The organism is Conexibacter woesei DSM 14684 (genome assembly GCF_000025265.1).
Classification (GTDB): Bacteria; Actinomycetota; Thermoleophilia; order Solirubrobacterales; family Solirubrobacteraceae; genus Conexibacter; species Conexibacter woesei.
The window spans coordinates 5966061-5983976 of the sequence record NC_013739.1 but is presented as its reverse complement, the minus strand read 5'-3'; the positions used below and the strand labels follow the sequence as shown (position 1 = coordinate 5983976).

The 17916-nt window shown below is 70.1% G+C and carries 18 protein-coding genes and 1 tRNA gene; 7 read left to right on the top strand and 12 right to left on the bottom strand.

Features of this window, described 5'->3' with window-relative positions:
- Positions 1 to 130 precede the first annotated feature (130 nt).
- Together CWOE_RS28070 and CWOE_RS28065 are read left to right on the top strand one after the other, a co-directional pair.
- Positions 131 to 4009, top strand: coding sequence for a LamG domain-containing protein (locus tag CWOE_RS28070; RefSeq protein ID WP_012937045.1), 3879 nt, complete (start codon positions 131 to 133; stop codon positions 4007 to 4009).
- Positions 4010 to 4120: 111 nt separating this feature from the next.
- Positions 4121 to 4345 carry a hypothetical protein gene (locus tag CWOE_RS28065; RefSeq protein ID WP_012937044.1) on the top strand — a complete coding sequence of 75 codons (225 nt, stop codon included), beginning with the start codon at positions 4121 to 4123 and terminating at the stop codon, positions 4343 to 4345.
- Positions 4346 to 4374: 29 nt separating this feature from the next.
- Here the strand turns inward: CWOE_RS28065 and CWOE_RS28060 are convergent, their stop codons facing one another.
- Both CWOE_RS28060 and CWOE_RS28055 read right to left on the bottom strand, forming a co-directional pair.
- Entirely contained in the window at positions 4375 to 4812 is a 438-nt protein-coding gene (locus tag CWOE_RS28060) for an OsmC family peroxiredoxin (RefSeq protein ID WP_012937043.1), read from the bottom strand.
- A gap of 1 nt (position 4813) precedes the next feature.
- Positions 4814 to 5170: a nuclear transport factor 2 family protein gene (locus CWOE_RS28055; protein ID WP_012937042.1), complete on the bottom strand. Its 357-nt coding sequence runs from the start codon at positions 5168 to 5170 to the stop codon at positions 4814 to 4816.
- 87 nt (positions 5171 to 5257) lie between these two features.
- Between CWOE_RS28055 and CWOE_RS28050 the strand changes: the two genes are divergently transcribed.
- Positions 5258 to 6112, top strand: coding sequence for a helix-turn-helix domain-containing protein (locus CWOE_RS28050; RefSeq protein WP_012937041.1), 855 nt, complete (start codon positions 5258 to 5260; stop codon positions 6110 to 6112).
- A gap of 57 nt (positions 6113 to 6169) precedes the next feature.
- On the opposite strand, the gene CWOE_RS28045 is transcribed toward CWOE_RS28050, so the two are convergent.
- The gene (locus CWOE_RS28045) at positions 6170 to 6631 is read right to left on the bottom strand and encodes an Lrp/AsnC family transcriptional regulator (protein WP_012937040.1); all 462 of its coding nucleotides are present in this window, start codon (positions 6629 to 6631) and stop codon (positions 6170 to 6172) included.
- Positions 6632 to 6698: 67 nt separating this feature from the next.
- On the opposite strand from CWOE_RS28045, the gene CWOE_RS32335 reads away from it, so the two are divergent.
- The gene (locus CWOE_RS32335; RefSeq protein ID WP_236262193.1) at positions 6699 to 6851 is read left to right on the top strand and encodes a 2-oxo acid dehydrogenase subunit E2; all 153 of its coding nucleotides are present in this window, start codon (positions 6699 to 6701) and stop codon (positions 6849 to 6851) included.
- Between the two features lie 6 nt (positions 6852 to 6857).
- Here CWOE_RS32335 and CWOE_RS28040 read toward each other — a convergent pair whose 3' ends face one another.
- The 6 genes from CWOE_RS28040 to CWOE_RS28015 form a co-directional block, all read right to left on the bottom strand.
- Positions 6858 to 7610, bottom strand: coding sequence for a TetR/AcrR family transcriptional regulator C-terminal domain-containing protein (locus CWOE_RS28040; RefSeq protein ID WP_012937038.1), 753 nt, complete (start codon positions 7608 to 7610; stop codon positions 6858 to 6860).
- 345 nt (positions 7611 to 7955) lie between these two features.
- Complete coding sequence (locus CWOE_RS28035) at positions 7956 to 9329, bottom strand: DUF4041 domain-containing protein (RefSeq protein ID WP_012937037.1); 1374 nt, start codon at positions 9327 to 9329, stop codon at positions 7956 to 7958.
- Complete coding sequence (locus tag CWOE_RS28030; protein WP_041731107.1) at positions 9326 to 10597, bottom strand: hypothetical protein; 1272 nt, start codon at positions 10595 to 10597, stop codon at positions 9326 to 9328. Before CWOE_RS28030 ends, CWOE_RS28035 begins: the two co-directional genes overlap by 4 nt.
- 312 nt (positions 10598 to 10909) lie before the next feature.
- Positions 10910 to 11323 (bottom strand): hypothetical protein, encoded by a 414-nt coding sequence (locus tag CWOE_RS28025; protein WP_041731105.1) that lies wholly within the window; start codon positions 11321 to 11323, stop codon positions 10910 to 10912.
- Between the two features lie 61 nt (positions 11324 to 11384).
- Positions 11385 to 12296 carry a nucleotidyl transferase AbiEii/AbiGii toxin family protein gene (locus CWOE_RS28020; RefSeq protein WP_012937034.1) on the bottom strand — a complete coding sequence of 304 codons (912 nt, stop codon included), beginning with the start codon at positions 12294 to 12296 and terminating at the stop codon, positions 11385 to 11387.
- Complete coding sequence (locus tag CWOE_RS28015) at positions 12293 to 12907, bottom strand: type IV toxin-antitoxin system AbiEi family antitoxin domain-containing protein (RefSeq protein WP_012937033.1); 615 nt, start codon at positions 12905 to 12907, stop codon at positions 12293 to 12295. The genes CWOE_RS28020 and CWOE_RS28015 overlap by 4 nt, the downstream gene beginning before the upstream one ends.
- An 813-nt stretch (positions 12908 to 13720) precedes the next feature.
- Here CWOE_RS28015 and CWOE_RS28010 point away from each other — a divergent pair.
- Complete coding sequence (locus CWOE_RS28010; RefSeq protein ID WP_012937032.1) at positions 13721 to 13990, top strand: hypothetical protein; 270 nt, start codon at positions 13721 to 13723, stop codon at positions 13988 to 13990.
- Between the two features lie 1094 nt (positions 13991 to 15084).
- Here the strand turns inward: CWOE_RS28010 and CWOE_RS28005 are convergent.
- Positions 15085 to 15157, bottom strand: a tRNA-Phe gene (locus tag CWOE_RS28005).
- Positions 15158 to 15255: 98 nt separating this feature from the next.
- Here CWOE_RS28005 and CWOE_RS28000 point away from each other — a divergent pair.
- Entirely contained in the window at positions 15256 to 15630 is a 375-nt protein-coding gene (locus CWOE_RS28000; RefSeq protein ID WP_148261196.1) for a hypothetical protein, read from the top strand.
- A gap of 46 nt (positions 15631 to 15676) precedes the next feature.
- On the opposite strand, the gene CWOE_RS27995 is transcribed toward CWOE_RS28000, so the two are convergent.
- Entirely contained in the window at positions 15677 to 16363 is a 687-nt protein-coding gene (locus tag CWOE_RS27995; RefSeq protein WP_012937030.1) for a rhomboid family intramembrane serine protease, read from the bottom strand.
- Positions 16364 to 16429: 66 nt separating this feature from the next.
- Between CWOE_RS27995 and CWOE_RS27990 the strand changes: the two genes are divergently transcribed.
- Complete coding sequence (locus CWOE_RS27990) at positions 16430 to 17314, top strand: bile acid:sodium symporter family protein (protein ID WP_012937029.1); 885 nt, start codon at positions 16430 to 16432, stop codon at positions 17312 to 17314.
- On the opposite strand, the gene CWOE_RS27985 is transcribed toward CWOE_RS27990, so the two are convergent.
- On the bottom strand, positions 17311 to 17859 hold the full coding sequence (locus tag CWOE_RS27985) for a M23 family metallopeptidase (protein WP_160165574.1): 549 nt from the start codon (positions 17857 to 17859) through the stop codon (positions 17311 to 17313). The genes CWOE_RS27990 and CWOE_RS27985 overlap by 4 nt on opposite strands.
- Positions 17860 to 17916: the final 57 nt, after the last annotated feature.

Sequence of the window (17916 nt, the reverse complement as noted above, 5' to 3'; positions counted from 1 at the left end):
CAAGTCGCGCACCGGCGTTGCTCCGGGTCGTGGTGCAAGAGAGTAACCGCGGTCCGGTGCGACGGCGAGCAAAAGTCCGGGGTAGCCCCCCGATGCGAAGCGCGCCAGCGGTCTGCCAGCGTCACGCCTCATGCTCCGACACCGTTCCCGCTGCCTTGCCGTCCTGCTCGCCTTGGCCGTCGCCGGCGCGGTCGCCTTCGTCCAGGCCGCAGCGGCGCAGGCGGCCGCGCCGCTCGCCGCGCAGTGGCCGCTCGACGCCGCGACGACCGCCGGCGGGCTCGACGCCACCGCCGACGTCTCCGGGAACCAGCTGGCGCTCAGAAGCGCGGCGGGCACGATGAGATTCGGGATCGCTCAGGGCAAGTTCGGCGGCTACCTGTCGAGCGCGAACACGACGCCGCTGCAGGTGACCTCGCCGCTGCTCGCTCCTGCGCAGATCACGCTGCTGGCGTGGATAAGACAGAACGGCGACCCGGGCGTGCTGCGCTACATCGCCGGCCGCGGCGACGACGGCCCCACCTGCCTCGGCTCGTCCTACGCGCTCTACACCGGCTACCCCGGCAGAGACGGCCTGCGCTTCTACGTGCGCGCGCCGGGGCCGACCGCTCCGTCCTCGCTCAGCGACGCGCCGCCGTCGGCGGCGGTCTTCGACAACAGATGGCACCTCGTCGCCGGCACCTACGACGGCACGAACATCCACCTCTACGTCGACGGCGTCGAGGTCGGCACGCCGAAGCCGGCGGCCGGGATCAGCTACGCGCCGCCGATCGTCGCGTCGAACTTCTACGTCGACGGCTACTCGCCGAGCGCCGGCTGCCTGGGCAGCTCCGACTTCCCCGGCGCGATCGACGAGGTGCGCGTGTACGACCGCGCGCTCACGCCGAGCGAGCTGACGCGCCTCGCTGCGGCGCCCGGACCGGATGCTCCCGTGCTCGTGCCCGACGGCGGGAGCGAGCCGCCGCCGGTCGTGCAGCCGCCTGTGACGCCGCCGTCGTCACCGCCCCCGCCGTCGTCTCCGCCGTCGTCGCCGCGCGACCCGGCGCGTGTGATCGCGCGGTTCGGGAGAGCGACCGGCAGTCCGTTTGCCGGGTCGACAGTGCTCGACGCCTCGGAGACGACGGGCGCGACGATGCTCGACTGGGACCTCTCGGGCGATGGCAGAGCCGACGTCTCGTGTCCCCCCAGCCAGCCGTACCTCGGCGTCTCGGTGCAGCGCACCACGACGGCGAACGTCGGCCTGACCGCGCGCGGCACGAACGGACCGGGAGGGATCGCGCTGCGCGCAACCGGCGGGACGGGCTCGCGCATGTCGTCGCTCGTCGTCCTGAGAGGCTCCGACCCGTCGAGACTCGTGCTGAGAGTGCTGAGAAACGGGCCGCCCGACGTCGCGGTCTGCGCCACGAAGTCGCGCCCGCTGTTCGTCCCGACGAAGGTGCAGCAGCTGAAGTTCTGCGAGCAGCAGACGGTCATCTGGGGACTGATGTCCGCGCAGGGCTGCTTCATACGCGAGGCCGAGGAGACCGAGGTGCCGGCTGGCGAGCGGGCGCTCGTGAAGGCGCACTACGAGTCCGAGAAGGTCTCGGCCGTCGTGGTGGCGATCTGCAGCCAGGCGGCGCGCGGTCTGAAGCCGCAGTCGCTCTGCGACGAGGCGCGCAGATTCTTCAGAGAGATGCCGTACGACGTGTTCGTCGCGAGACAGACCGTCGACCTCAACGGCATCAAGATCGCGCCGCGGTCCGGCTCGGCGGTCGTCGTCTTCCCGCGCCTGAACCGCCTCGTCGCGAGCAACGCGAAGGTGACGTGGGGCGGGATGACGGTTCGCACGGGCCAGCTCGACCTCAACTTCGAGAACGACCCGAGCGTCACGCGCACCCGCTTCACGGGCCAGGGCACCCAAAGATGCGCCTGCGGCCGCAGCGCCGCGATCGCCCGCTACGACGGCCGGCAGGGCCTGCCCGACATCGGTGGCTTCAAACTCGACGGATCGGTCGACCTCGCACTCGAGGGGATCGACGGCCAGCGCTACGCCTCCGGCGTCATGCAGCTGCGACTGCCGCCCGAGTTCGCGATCTTCGGCGGCAGCCCGCCCAGCGCCGGCGTCCGCGTCCTGTCCCAGAACGGCACCGGCCCGCAGCTCGACAACCTCGACATCCAGGTGCCCGAGGCCGGGATCGGTCCCGTCCGGATGACCGACGTGCGCTTCCGCTACGCGGCTCGCGGCCGCATCGACGGCGACACCAACCCCAACTCGACGTGCAACCGCGATGAGTGGAAGGCGCAGGCGAACGTCTTCATCACCGGCGGCGGCGGAGGCGAGGCCGGCTTCAAGCTCACGCCCCCGCCGGCGCAGAACGGGATCGGCTTCTGCGATGGGGCGTTCCGGCACTTCGGTGGCGCACTGAGATTCGGCGGCCCGATTCCGCGGCCGCAGATCTTCCCGGGCGTCTTCCTCGACGAGCTCAACTTCGCGATGCAGCTGCGCCCGCTGCTGATCCGCGGCGGCGGCAAGCTGAGCGTCGCGGACATATCGCGTGTCGCCGGCACGCTGCTGCTCGTGTTCGCCACGCCGCAGCAGCCGTACACGCTGACGCCGTCCGACGCCGGTGCCGAGCTCGGCCAGCTCGCCGGGCGCCGCTTCGACTCGACGACGATCGCCGGCGGCGGCGCCGTCGACATCAAGTTCCCCGGGATCGGCTACCTGCCGGTCGGCTCGGCGGCAGTGATGTACTCCGCTCCCGATCACATATACGCGGGCGGCGAGGTGCGGGTGCCCGGACCGGGGATCGCGATATACGGCCACGCGGCGGTCGAGGCGCTGTTGGGCCGGGGCCTGTTCACGTCCGCGATAGGCGGAAAGGCGTGCCTCGCGGGGGTGAAGAAGGGCGCCTGCATCGGCGGCGACGGCTGGGTCACGAGCAAGGGCATGGTCGCCTGCCTGAACCTCTTCGACACGCTGCACCCGGGCGCCGGGGTCGAGTGGGCGACGCGGCGGATCACGATCTGGCCGTTCGACGGCTGCAAGCCGAGCCGCTACTGGGTCAGGTTCGACCAGCGGGCGGTCGCGCGCGCCGCCGTCCGCAACGACCTGAGCTTCACCATCGTGAGAGGCGAGACGATCAAGAACGTGCGCCTGCCCGGCATCGGTGCCGCGCCGCAGGTGCGCATCACGGCGCCGGACGGCGAGACGCTCGACGTCAGCGGCGACGACTGGGTGTCCTCCGAGCACCTGCGCGGCGTGCGCGACGAGAGCGCGAACGTCGCGTACATAGGAGTCGCGAAGGGGGCCGGCAGATACACCGTCACGCCGCTCCCGGGCTCAGCTCCCCTGCGGTCGATGGGCGTCACGCTGCCGGGCTACGACTCGCACTTCGCGGCCAGCGTCACGCCCGACTCCGGGCGCGGCTCGCCGAGAGCGAGGAGCGCGGCGCGCGTCGTCCGCGCGGGCAGCCGGCAGGTGCTCAGCTACGACGCGCGCAAGCGCGGCGGCGGGCAGCGCGTCACGTTCGTCGAGCGCGGCGAGAACGTGATGCACCCGCTGGGGACCGTCACCGGCGGCCGCGGGCGGATCGTCTACACACCGGCACCCGGGCGCCCCGAGCAGCGGCGGATCGTCGCGGTCGCGACGGTCGACGGCACGCCGATCGCCGACCAGACGCTCGACACCTACCAGTACGGCGGAACGCCGCCAGTTGCCGCGCCGCGCACGGTGCGCGTGCAACGCCGCGGCACGCGCCTCACGGTGCGCTGGACGCCGGTGCCCGGCGCGCGCACCTACGGCGTGCTGCTGCGCTACGGCGTCGGACGGGAGCGTCAGCTGACGGCCCGCGGCAGCAAGCGGTCGCTGACGATCGCGCGCGTCCCGCTGCCCGAGGACGGCGTCGTCCGCGTCAGCGCGCGCGACGCGCTCGGACGCTGGAGCAGACCGCGCAGCTCCAACCGCTTCCGCGCGACCAAGCCGCTCCCGACGCTGCTCCAGACCGACCGGCGCAACGAGAAGCGAGGGCGCTAGGTGTCGTGCTGGCGGCACGATCCGTAGTTCCCCACGCTGATCTGCGGGAACGCGCGGCTGACGCGAACGTGCCCGTCGGCAAGACTCGAGGCACCACGAAAAGGAGCCTCGATGCCGACCGACGCCAACTCCGCCTCGCCGCTGCTGTTCGTCTTTCTCTTGCCGATGCTCGCGATCGTCGGGCTGGTCCTGTGGATCGGTGCCTCGCCGACGTGGCTGCTGGTCGGCGTCGCGATCGCGACGATCGCCGCGATGACCGCGTTCGTCATGCTCGCGATCAACCGGCTGCTGCAGGACGGAGACGGCGCCGGCAATCCGGACCTGATCGAGCACTGACACGCGGCAGGCGACCGCACTCGCGTTGATCAGGTGGCGGTTGGCGCGGCCACCGTGACCGACGTCAGGCCGATCTGCTCGACGCCTGCGAGCGCGCGCGAGACGGCGCACGCCTGCTTCGCGACCTCGGCCAGCTCGCGCAGACCGGCCTCATCGAGGCCGGGGACGTCGACCGCCGTGTCGAGGTCGATCTGGTTGATCGTCGGGACGCCCTCGACCATCCGCAGGCGCACGCGCGCCGTCGTCTCGATCGAGCGCGGGGCGTGCCCGGCCTCCGTGAGGACGTGGCAGAGCGCCATCGAGTAGCAGCCGGCATGCGCGGCGGCGATCAGTTCCTCGGGGTTGGTGCCGGCGCCGTCCTCGAAGCGGGAGGCGAACGAGTAGCTGCCGGTCCAGGCGCTCTCACCCACCGTCACCGCGCCTGATCCGGTCGCCAAGTCGCCGTTCCAGCGTGCGCTGCTGCGCACGTCAGCTTCCTTTCACGTAGCCGAGGGACTCGACGATCTTGCCGTCGCGGACGTGGGTGAGGTTGACGCCGCGGACGGAGCTCTCGCCGTCGGCTCCGAAGCGCAGGCGCCACAGGACGATCGCCCGCTCACCGGTGATGATCGTGTCCTCGAGCTCGAACGAGACCGAGCGATCGGCGGCGATCTGCTGCCAGAAGGCGACGCAGGCCTCGCGTCCCTCGAAGCGGGCGCCGTCGGGCGCCGGGGACGTTTTCTCCAGCACGCAGTCGTCCGCCACGAGATCGGCGATCGGGGTTGGGTCGTGCCGTTGGAACGCATCGTTGAATCGCTTGGTGACTGCGGCTGTGTCCGGTTGCATGGCGGCTACGGTAGGACCGCCTGGTGCTGCTCGGCAATACCCTCCAGGGAATCGAAGGGGTGGCTGGCGACGGCTACGATCTCGGGTGTGAGCAGCCTCGCCGCCCACACGCCCAGACAGTTCGCGAGCGAGCTGCGGCGCTGGCGCAATGCCCGCCGGGTCAGTCAGCTCGAGCTCGCGCTCCGAGCGGGCACCACGCAGCGACATGTCAGCTACATCGAGCAGGGCCGCTCCCGCCCCGGCCGTACGATGGTGGTGCGGCTCGCGGAGTCGCTGGAGCTGTCGTTGCGGGAGCGCAACGCGTTGCTCAACGCCGCCGGCTACGCGCCGCTGTTCCGCGAGTCGCCGATCGACGACGACGTGCTGAGACCCGTCCGCGATGCGCTCGACCGCATCCTCGAGGGCCATATGCCCTACCCCGCGGTGGTCGCGGGACCGATTGGCGATCTCGTCGCGGCGAACGCCGCGGTCGAGCTGCTCGCCGTCGGCGCCGCGCCCGCCCTGCTCGAGCCGCCGGTGAACGTGCTGCGACTCGCGATTCACCCCGACGGGATGGCAAGCCGCGTGGAGAACTTGTCCGAATGGGGTCGGCACATCATCGAGAGCGTCCGCGCGCGGACGCTGCGCAGCCCCGACACGCGGCTCGACGCGCTGCTCGCCGAGCTGGAGAGCTATCTCCCGCCGCTGTCGCCCGGCCCCGACCACGTCGGCTTCGCGGTGCCGCTGCGGCTGCGCTGCGAGCAGGGCGAGCTGCAACTGATGACGACGTTGACGTCGTTCGCGACCGCCGTCGACGTGACGCTCGCGGAGGTCCATCTCGAGGCGTTCCTGCCGGCGGACGACGCCACCGCGCAGATCCTGCACGAGCGCGAGCGAGCGCGGCGTGCCGGCGGTCGTGTCGGCTCGCTCCCGCCGGAGCTCGTCGTCGGTCGGCGCGCCTGAGGCCTGCCTGCGCAGCGGCGCTGACGTGAGGACGCCGACCGACCGCCGACGCGGTCCTCAGGCGGTGGCGCCGGGGTACGGCTTCCAGGTGCCGAGGATCATCAGCGTCTTGGTGCCGGTGATGTGCCGGCTGCGGCGCAGCAGGTCGATCACGCGCTTGAGATCGGCGACGTCGCGGGCGCGCACGAGGCCGACGGCGTCGGGGTCGCCGGCGGTCGTGTACAGCGCCTCGACCGCGGCGATGCCGGTCGCGACCGAGGCGATGTCGTCGACCTTGGTGCGGCCGTCGAAGCGCAGCTCGACGAACGCCTGCAACGGCGTGCCCATGGCCCCGTGATCGACGATCGCCGTGTAGCCGAGGATCAGCCCCTCACGCTCGAGGCGGTCGACGCGCCGTTTGACGGCAGGCGCGGAGATGCTCACGCGTGCGGCGATGTCGGCGAAGGTGCGCCGCGCGTCCTCCCGCAGCAGCGCCACGATCTCCCGGTCCGTCTCGTCGATCCCCACCGCCGGCGCCATCGACGCAGGATTCTAACGATTGAGCTCAATCAGAAGCGATCTATTGCGTCACACGTACCTATTCCGGGTGCTGCAGCGCGTCGACGGCGAGATCGTCGACCGGACGCTGATGACGCTGACGCTCTCGTGCGACCACCGCATCCTCTACGGCGCGGATGCCGCGCTCTTCCTGAACGAGATCAATCAGCTGATCGAGGCGCCGCTTGGGATGGCGCTGTGACCGGCTTCACTTCGAAGCGATCTCGCAGCCGTCAGCGCCCTTCACTGGCGCAGAGTCGGCGGCGATGCCGTCGAGGAGATAGGTGAGGCCGGTGGTGAACGTGCCGTCCCAGTCGTCCTGGAGCATGTAGTCGCTGGCGCTGAGCGTCGGGTAGCGATCGCGCTGATCGTGGAGCCGTTGCTGCGCGGTCTGGCGGTCGTCGGCGGACAGCTCGTGACTGGCCTTGGCGACCGTCGCGCCCATGACGTAGTTGTAGAGCGTCCAGGTCGCCGCCGTCAGGCGCTGGTCGCTGAATCCGGCGCTGACGAGCGCGGCCTGCAGGTACTCCATGCGGGCGAGCAGGTTCGGCCCCAGGGTCGGGCGCTGCAGCAGCGCGGCGGACCAGGGGTGCCGCAGCATGGTCGCCCGCCAGTCGTTCAGCACGCCGACGACGCCGTCGCGCCACGTCCGTGCGTCCGGGGCCTCCGAAGGCACCGGAGTCTCGCCGAAGATCGCGTCGAGCGCGAGGTCGACCATGTCGTCCTTGGTCTCGACGTGCCAGTAGAGGGTGGTGACACCGGCGCCGAGCCGATCGGCCAGCCGTCGCATCGTGAGCCCCTCGACTCCGGCCTCGTCGAGCAACGCGACCGCCTCCTCGACGATGCGCGCCGGGGACAGTGCGGGACCCTCGCGTGTCGCTCGCGGCGTGCGCAGCCAGACGCTCGTCGCGTCCTGTCTCCGGTGGCCCGTGCGGCCGCGCTGTCTGCCCGTGATGGTCATGCCTCCTCGCTCGCCGGCGTCGCCGCGGAGTGCCACGAGAACACGGTACTCGTCAGCGTTGCAGAGCGTCCGCGCGGGCTCCTTCCCGGCCGACGTCCGCGCGGCCGACCGCGACGCCTGCCGGTCGCCTCAGCTCGCCTCGCCGCCGAGCTGCGCACGAGTCGGCCGGCACCAGCTCAAGCCGCACACGGTCAGCCAGCGCACGGCGCTCCACGACACGGCGGACGAGGAGCCATGCGACGAGGCCCGCGACCAGCACACCGGCGAGCACGGGTACGAGCGGGCGGAACTGGGCTTGGCGCTGTCGAAAGGCGGCAGCGCCGTTCTGCAAGCCTCGACGTCGGTTCAGGCGTTCGGACCGCTTGGTGCTGCCCTTTCGGTGGGCCAATACCTCATGCTTTGGAGGTACTGGGTCGCCTCGGGCTCTTCCGCGAACTCCAGCAGGTTCCCGACCTGTGCAAGCAGCACCGCGCGGACTTCTGCGGGAGTCGCGAAGAAGAACTCCCGACGCTGATTGATCATGTTGACTCGTCGCTCGGCGAACGCTCGATGCAGGTCGGCCTCGACGGTCACGGCGTCGTCGGCGAAGAACATGGCGTGGACGTCGAAAGGGAACGGGACGGAGGCGTCTCCGAGTTCACGGACGCGGTCCATGGGCTCAAGGCGCCGGGTGAGTCCGATCTTCACGATGTTGGGTCCGAAGGCGCCTCGGTTGCTGATGACGTAGACGTAGCCGGCGCGGATGTTGGCGGTGCGGTAGTCGTTCTGTTCGATCGCGTTGTCGATCTGCTGCAAGCGCTCATTGAGATCGGCGATGGCCGCCGGGGCACCGCTGGCCTTGAGCGCCTGGAGTGCGTTGAAGTAGTGCTCGCGCTCCTTGTCGAGTCGGGCGCGTTCGGCAGCGAGTTCCTGCGCTGCCTTCCGCTCCTCGCGGAGGCGCTCGCGCTCTTCGCGGGCCTCTTCCTTCTCGACTTGAAGCTTCATGAGGTAGTCGGCGGTCAGTTCGAGTTCGCGGAGCCGGAGTGCGTGGTAGGCCGGGTTGATCCGCATCTCCATCATCGTGCCCAGTCTCGCGATCGCGGTGACGGACGATTCGAGACGGCGCTTGGCGGTGACGACGTTCCCGGCTCGCAGTGCTCGTACGCAGTTGTCCGCCTCGGCGTTGTAGGCGCGAAGCATCAGCTTGGAGAACTCGGCCGTCATCTTGCGGCCCTTGGCGAGCGAGTTGTTGAACGTGAACATGTCCGAGGCCAGGACGGCATCGCCAGCCTTGACCATGTCCTTGATCTGGTGGCTCAGGTCGCTGAGCTCGGCTTTGTACTCAGCGGCGTTCTCCAGCGGGTGGTGGTAGCGGTAGATGCCCACCTCTTGCAGGATTCGCTCGTCGTCGAGTTCCACCGTCGCGCTGTTCCGAAGGCGCGCGGCCTCGGCCTCAAGCTCACTGACTCGTTGACGGAGCGCGACGACCTCCGTGTCCACCGCCTTCGAGGGCTCGGACGAAAACGCAGGCACAGCGTCACTGGACCCGGACGGTGGCGCGTCGACGGCGGCTTGCGGCGGTGGTGGCGGAGGCGCGGCCGCACTGCGGATCCAGAACTCCCATCCATCGGGCGGGGGCGGCCACGAGGCGTCCGGTCTCCATCCTTCTGGTGGAACCCAGTCGCGGGATGGCACCTGCCATCCAGGAGGGGCATTGAACGAGTAGCCCGCCGGCGTCATCGTCCGCGCACGCCGGGAGCACCGTCGATGCCGGCAAGCTCGTAGGGATTCTTCGACATCGACGCACCAAGGTGCTCGAGCGTCGCGGCAGGCACGATGTTGTGCAGGTCGAACGTCACGAACGATTCGCGGTCTGCACCGACCCCGACGAAGGTGACGCGTCTTTCAAGCCCCGTCGCCGGATCTTTGGTCTCGGTCGCGACGTGGAGCGTGATCGTCTGGATCTTCCCGGCTCGATCGGCCTCGAAGATCTCGTGCAGCGTCCGCAGCGTGGCTTGATGGATGACGCTGGCGTAGCGTTCTTTCAGGCCCTTTCTGGACAGGGATGTGGCGGTGATCTCATCCTTGGCCTTGACCCAGCGGTAGCTCTTCTCGGCCGGCAGTTGATCGGGAGAACTGACCAGCACGGTCAGCGACAGCTCTCGCGTGTCGGGGTCGAACGCGTAGTCGTGCTCGACGGCCAGGATCTCGGGATAGACCGAGTTGCTGAGAACAATCCCCACGTACTCGTGGACGGCCTCGTGCTCGCCCGCGGCAAGACCGGCGATGAGTGCGTCCAATTGCTGGTTGGCCTGAGCGACCTCGGCGTCGCGTTCGGCGCACTCGCGGTCGTATGTCTCGCGGGCGGCTTGCAGAGCATCGACCCGTCTGCGCTCGAGTGCGTCTCGCTGCTGCATCTGTTCGAGTTGGAGGGCGGGCAGCTTCGCGGCTTCGGCCTCCCACACGCGATGCGCTTCTTCGAAGGCCTCGCGGGCTGCCGCGAGGGCGGCAGCATGCTTCTTCTTCCCGCCGAGAACGCTGCCAAGCCCCTTCGGAGGCTCGGGTTCCACGAACACGGGCTCCGGCGGCGCCGACACGGGCACGACGTCCGGCGTGGGCATCTCCAGATCGGCTCTGGGAAACGGCGGATGGCTCGTCGAAACGCGGAGATCCTCAAGGTCTACGAAGTCATCGACGTCCAGCGTGGCGGACAGGATCGAGGACAGCTCCTCCGCGATTTCGGCCAGCTCTGAGTTGAGCGCCTCAACCTCCGCAAGGCGGTACTCCTCGTGCAACCGCTTGGCTTCGCGCTCGGCCGCTCTTCGCTCAGCGACCGCCGCCCGCGTAGCAGCAGCGGCTGCGCGTTCAGCTTGTCTCTGCGCCCGCTCAGCTTCGCGGACTGCGGCTGCGTGAGCGCGCGCTTGCGCTCGTTCGGCTTGTGCCTGTCGTCTAGCGGCAAGCTGGTTCTGATACTGCAGCTCCGCGAAGAAGCCCCGTCGCCTGGCCATCCCGTCCCTCCTGCAAACAGTTCGCCGCACGTGTCGACGCGCCCGTGGAGCTGAAGCGCCACGTGACGGCGACGGACGCGAGGCCCCTCTTTCCGGGCCAAAGCCTAAGGCAACTCAGCGACCGCGCGAGCCGTTCGGGCCCTTGGAGACGCCGCGCGACAACCTCGCCGGCAAGCGGTCCGCTGGTCGTCGCCAGCACCCGCCAGTGCGAGCTGCGACCTCGACCCGTCCTCTGACTTAGACGTCCCAGCCGTGTAGCCGCCGGCGGATCGCGTCGTCGTCGCGATCACCGCGGCGGGGCGAGCTGTTCGCTCAGCTTGGGGTCGAGGTCATAGCGGCGCGGGGCGCTGCAGAACTGCCAGCGCTTGACGTTGATGTCGTGGATGCGCATGTCGCCGAGCAGTCCGGCGAAGCCCTCTTCCTCGGTTTCGCGCCGAGCGCGAGCGGTTCGGTGGTGACGTCGTGCGTGGTGGTGAGGTAGGTGCCGTTGTGCTCGGCCTCGGTCCAGCGCTGGCGCTTGCCGTCGTACGTGAAGTCGACGAACGCGACGCTCACGACGTAGATCTCATCTGGTCCGGGGCTGGTCGTCGGCGCGCTGAAGCGGTAGCTGCGCGGCGGGTCCAGCTCGAACTCGCCGCCGAAGTGACCGGCGCGCTCGATCGCCGTCACCTCGGCTGCAGTCGCGGCGCGGATCAGAACCCCGGTGCTGTGGATCTCGACGGCCATGCGCCGAACGCTAGAGGAGTTGGCGACCGGTGAGAGACGCCGCCGCTGTGTGGCCACAGTGTCATCTCGTCGCGGTGGTCCAGCTAAGGGTCGCGGGATTCCAGTGGGAGAGGCTTTCGCTGGTGGCGGCCAGGAGCGGGTCGACAAGTCCGATGACGCCAACGATGAGGTCGCTCCAGCGCTGCGGCGGTGGCGACTGGTACGACATTCGCGCGACCATCGCGGCGTAGGGCTGTTGGCGGTCGGGCATGTGCGCCAGTGCCTCGGCCATCGGGATCACTGGCTGCTGGCGGTGGGAGGCGACGGCGAGGATGTGCTGGCGAAGCTCGGTTGCGTCGAGGCGGTGTCGGCGGCTGGTGACCCAGAGGTCGGCGAAGTCGCGGTCGCGGGTGCTGGACTCGCGCCGTTGCATGGCGGTGACGATCTTCTCGGCGAGGTTGAGCGTGAGCGGGTAGGCAGCGAGCCGAACGGCGGGGCGGTCGATGGCCGACTCCAGGTCGATCACGGTCGATTGGCCCGGGTCGCCGAAGGAGAAGTCCAGTGCGAAGGGGATCCTCGCTCGGCCGAGGATGGCGAGCTGCTTGCAGCGGACGCTCTGATACTCGTCCCCTTCGCGCATGACCTCGGTCCGGATCGAGGACGGGTCGATCACGACGCCGTCGTGTGGGTCGGGCTCCAGCGCGCAGATGCGTGTGACCGCTTCGTGAACCCGCCGCTCGTCGTTGGGCAGGCCGTGGGTCGAGAGGTCGGCATCTCTGGTCATGCGGCGGATGCTGTTGGCGGCCATCAGCATCCCGCCCTTGAGGACCATGCGATCCGCGTAGTCGGAGATCGCCAGGCGGCGCAAGAAGGACTCGACGGCGTAGACGACCAGCAGCGGCTGGGTGTTGCCCCGGTGCTCGGCTCGGGCTTTGACCCGCAGTGCCTTGAAGGCCGCTGCGGCGGCCTGGTCGACAGGCGGCTGCGCGGTCAACTGAGCAGCGCCTCCAACGCCGGTCGCAGTTGGGCGCTGCCGCCGAGTTCGCGCGCCAGCTCAGCAAGGCGGGCAGCGTCGGACCTGGGCTGCGCGATGTAGCGGCGCAGCGCGTGCAGCGCGGTGTCGCGTCCGACCCAGCGTGCCATGCGCATCGCGTCGATCACTGAGCGCTCGGGCGAGTAGATCCAGAACGGCTCGTCGGCGTCGGTGTGCGCCTGCTGGCGCTCGATCGCGAACGTGCGAGCGTCGAAGACGTGCACACGAGTAGCAGGCTGGTCGATCGATGGCCGATGCATCCCTCGCGGCACCGCGACATGCACCTGCTCGGGGATCTCGTCGGACAGGTCCCAGAACGCTAGCGCCGAGTTCAGGCAGATCGTCCCGCGCGGCGCTCGCGCCGACACGACCGCCAGCTCCGACAGCAGGCCCATCCCGCCATCGGGCAACTGCACCACCCCTCGGCCGACGGTAGCCAGCTCACCCGTCGCGCGCAGCCGGTGCAACGTCGTGCGGCTCACGCCTGCGGCAACGGCGTCCGACACGCGGAATGGCCGGCCGTCAAAGCGCTCCCGCAGAAACTCGAGATTGGAGTGCGACGGTACGCGCATGGAACAAATCCTACACACAAAAGATATTCGTGTGTTGGATTCGTTCCAGTCACGACGAGGGCTACGCCGTCACCGCCTCGAGACTGCGCTCGCCGCGTCGGTGTTCGGGGTTACCTCGTGAGCGTATGCGTGAAAGCGTGCGCAGCAGCGAGCGTTCCGTCTGGTTGACGTACCACTCGCCTAGTCGGAGGGCGTCGTAAGGGTGGCTGAGTGTGAAGAGAATTATATTGAATTACTCTGCACTCGTTGTTGTAAAAAGTGTTCGAGATGCTAAGCGTTGCAACACGTTCGCTCGCGGTGCCGAGCGCCTTCGCATTGGCGAGCAGACCGACGTAGACGGCGATGCTCGCAGCACCTGTGGTCAGTGTCCATCTGACCGTCCGGCTGATTTTCCGGGTGGTTGTCGAGGTTGATCGTCGCGGTTTGCGGCTCTTGTCTCCGATGGTCATGGACTCAGTGTAACACTCGCATAATTCGAACGCAAGCTCTCGTTCTGTTGCTATTTAAGCGAATTATAATACAACGGAGGTGGCCGCTATGAGCGCGCTTAGAAAGGCTCTCGGCCGTGTTGACGGCGTCGCCGACGAAGGCGATCTGAGAGGCACGGAGTTCGATCTGCCGACCCTGGAGGGGTCGTGCGATCCGATCACGCTGGCGGACGGTCGACGGATCTTCCCGCCGACGCTGCACGGTGAGCCCATCTCGTCGTCGACGATGCGATGCGCGACCGCGCGGCCAACGGCCACTTTGCGTGGAGACGCGACCGCGGTCGCGACTACGCGTGCGGCGTCTGGGTGATCGGACCCCGTGTTCATGATCGGACTCGTCGACGAACACCCGCCCAGAACCGACGTCCCGGTCGCAGACGAGAGCTACTTCGGGACCGCCGACGTCACCGACGCGAGCGTCGAACAGGCCGGCGAAGACGACCGCGCGGCACGCCTGCAGGCCAAGAAGGCGCGGCACGTGGCCGCCAGCGCGAACCTCGCGCTCGGGCTCGAAATGACCGCCAAGCTGCTGGAGCCCACCGACCAGCAGGTCCGCGCCGGCGCCACCTGCTCTGCCACCTGCTCTGCCACCTGATCGCGACCGACCACGCCCAAGTGCTGGCGTTCGGCGCCGGCTGGACCGATCGCGACCGCCAGCAACCGGTCCGCGATGGCGAGCGGACGGTCCCGCGCCGCGTCGAGGTCGTCGTCGAAGCCGAGCTCGGACGCGCGATTGAGGATCGCGACCCGGTGCGCGGCCTGATCGGCCGGATCTCGCGCTGGAGCGCCGCGTGCGTGCTCGACCCCGGTCGGCCTCACCAGCAGCAGACACCTCGGCGCCGCGCGCGCAGCCTGCCACCTGCACGCAGCCCTCCCTGGCGGCCACGGACCGATCCGCGAGGCCATCTGGAAGCTCATGGCGCCAATGCTCAACCCCCACCTGGCCGACGTCAGCTGCGACGCGTTCGTCTTCGATGAACTGCCGACCAGCACCGTCGACCTCGACGAGCGAGCTCGCGATCGCGACCTCTCCGAACTCGACCTCGGGGAGAGTGGTGCGATCGCTCCAGGCAGGCACCGACTGAGTGGTACGGTGCCGCGTCTCTCGCGCGGACCCTCGGCCGAACCGAGGAGACCGGGAGGTTCCATATGGATCCGCTTTCCCTGGTCGCCCTCCTCCTTGTGTGGGCGATCATCCGCGAGCTGCGGACGATTCTCTAGAGGAGGGACCGAGACGGGCCGCTCAGCGGCCCGTCTCGCATCCGGCCTCAGCAGGACCTTGAAGGCCGTTTCGACCTTGTCCGGGTCGAATCGCAGCGGAGCTTTTGGTCCGCTGCCGAGGCGGAAGGCGCCGAGCTGATCCGCGCGGGCATAGACCCACGTGGGGTGGACGCCGTAGATCTCAGCGACGTCACCGACCGTCAGCTTGCGGCGCGCGAGGTCCAGGACCCGACGGGCGACGGCGTCGACGAAGTCGGGTGTCAGCTCGGGATCAGACGGCACCCGGCCCTGTCGCAAGGAGCACCCGAAGGCACCCCCTGGATCGCGTCGGCGGCGCGTCGGCGGCCATCCTCGCAGGGGCTTTGGTCACGCGTTCGGGGAAAACGGCGGATACGTGACTAAACCCCAGCCGCTCCCTGCTCTCGCGGTGGAGGGCGGAAGCCGACGGTTTGCAGCTACTTCCCGACATGGCCACTCCCAGATTCGAACTGGGGACACCACGATTTTCAGTCGTGTGCTCTACCAACTGAGCTAAGTGGCCGCGACGGCCGATGGTACCGAAGTGCGAGGGGAGGGTGAGTGGTCGTGGAGGGCGGGCGGGTGGCGCGCGGCTCGGAGGGCCGGGGTAGCATCGCGCGGATGAGCCCTCGCACGCTTGTGGCCGGCATCGCGCTCGGCCGCCTCGCCCTCGGCGCCGTCCTCATGGCCGCGCCGCGCAAGGTCGTCGGACCCGGCTGGATCGGCGCGGAGGCGGAGCGGCCGGCGGCCGGCGTGCTGCTGCGCGCGGTCGGTGCGCGCGACGTCGCGATCGCGGCCGGCACGCTGCTCGCGCTGCGGCAGGGATCGGCGTTGAAGCCGTGGGTCGCCGCCGGTGCGATCGCGGACGGGACCGATTTCGTCGCGACGCTCGCGGCCGGTCAGGCGATCCCGCCGCAGGCGCGCGCCGGCGTCGGCGTCCTCGCCGGCGGCGGCTTCGGCTCGCAACTCGGCCTGCTGCGCGCGCTCGACGCCTGACGGCGCGCGGCGGGCGCGGCGCGCGGCGGGCGCGGCGCACCCGCGCCTACACCACCAGCGCTCCCACGAACAGCGCGACGAGCAGCGCGGCGACGAGGCCGGCCGCGGCGCTCTCCGACCGCAGCTGCGCCCGCTCGCCGACGAGCAGCCAGCCGGCGATCCCTCCTGCGACGAGGCCGCCGAGGTGACCGGCCTGCGAGATCCCGGGCACGAACAGCGTGCTGCTGAGCGCGTAGACCGTCCAGCCGGCGGCGAAGATCAGCAGCAGCACGCGCCGCTGGCGCCAGCCGACGACGAGCGCGCCGCCGGCGAGGCCGAAGATCGCGCCGCTCGCGCCGACCGTCAAGGTCTCCGGCGCGAACGCCAGCACGGAGAACGCGCTGCCGAGCAGACCGGTCGCGTAGACGAGCACCATCCGCAGCGGCCCCGCCGCGAGCGTCAGCACGCCGCCGAGGATCACGAGCGCGACGAGGTTGCCGAACAGGTGCGCGGCGTTGGCGTGCAGGAACGCGCTCGTGAAGATCCGGTACCAGTCGCCGTGGTCGACCTCCCAGCCGTTCAGCCCGCCGTGCTCGGCGAGGCTCCCGTCGAGCGTGTCGTCGAACGGCGAGCTGGCGAGCTGGATCGCGAAGGCGCCGACGTTCAACGCCACCAGCACGCCGAGCGCCGTGAACGTCGAGGCGGTCGAGCGCGACGGTCGTGACGACGGAGCAGGCCCGGGCGTGTAGCTCATCGCCCCATCATCGCGGACCGGAGCTGGCGCGCGGCCCGCACCGCCCGGCTAGGGTCCGCAGCCGCGATGGAGGACTCGATCTTGACGACGCTGCTGCTGCCCGCCGCGCTGGCGATCATCATGATCAGCCTCGGCCTGGAGCTGACGCGGGCCGACTTCCGCCGCGTCGTGCAGGAGCCGCGCGGCGTCACGATCGGCCTCGTCAACCTCGTGCTGATCTCGCCCGCGCTCGCGTTCGGGATCGCCGAGCTGTTCGACCTCCCGGCCGGGCTCGCGGTCGGCCTCGTCCTGCTCGGCGCCTCGCCCGGCGGCACGATGGCCAACGTCCTCACGCACCTCGCGCGCGGCGACACGGCGCTGTCGGTCACGATGACGGCGATCTCCAGCCTCGCCGCGGCGATCACGGTCCCGCTCTTCCTCGAGCTGGCCTCGCGCCACTTCGACGCGCAGGCGCTCGTCGGCGACGTCTCGATGGGCGGCGTCGTCGCGCGCGTCTTCCTGATCACGCTCGTCCCCGTCGCGATCGGCATGACGATCCGCGACCGCTGGCCGGAGTGGACGGCGAACGCCCGCCCGCACGTGGCGAAGGTCGCGGCCGGCCTCTTCCTGCTCGTCGTCGTCTCCGCCGTCGCGGCCGAGCACGAGAAGGCGCTCGACAACCTCGGCGAGGTCGCCGGCGCCGCGCTCGCGCTTAACGTCGCGGCGATGACCGTCTCCTTCACCGTCTCCAAGCTCGCGCGCCTCGACGACCGCCGCGCGACCGCGATCGCGCTCGAGCTGGGCGTCCACAACGCCACGCTCGCGATCGCCGTCGGCGCGTCGCTCGCGACGGTCCTGACGATCCCCGCCGCCGTCTACGCGATGTTCATGTTCATCACCGGCGGCCTCTTCGCCAAGGCGATGCACCGCCGCAACACGCGCGCGGCGGCGCGCGCCCCGGCCGCGGTCTAGGAGCCGCCCGCCCAGGCCTGCAGCTGCGGCAGCGGGTCGACCGGCGCGCCGCCTCTCTCCTGCCAGCCGCCGACCCAGATCTCGAAGTGCAGATGCGGCCCGGACGCGACGCCCGTCGCGCCGACCTGCGCGATCGCCTGCCCGGCCGCGACCGCGTCGCCCTGCGCGGCCTGCACCGACCCGCGCAGCAGATGCATGAAGACGTAGTCGCGCCCGTCCGCGGTCCCGCGGATCACGAGGTAGATCCCGGCGCCGCCCGGCTGGTTCGCCTTCCACGTCACCGTCCCAGTCACCGGCGAGACGAGCGGGGTCCCGCTCGCGGCGACGACGTCCTGGCCCTGGTGGATGTGACCGGGGCGCCCGGCGCCGAAGCGCGCGTCCTCGCCGCCGAAGGTGTACGACCCCTGCACGGGGAACAGTCCGCCGACCGGCGGCGCGTCAGGCGCCGGCGTCGGAGCGGGTGCGGGCGCGACGGGCGCGACTCTTCTCGGCGCGGTCGCTCTTCTGCGCGTCGGCGTTCTCGCTCTTCCGGAGCCGCGTCTCACCGGTGTGCGCCCCGGCACCGCTCCGCCGGTCCGCGCGCTCGACGCGTTTCTGCGCGG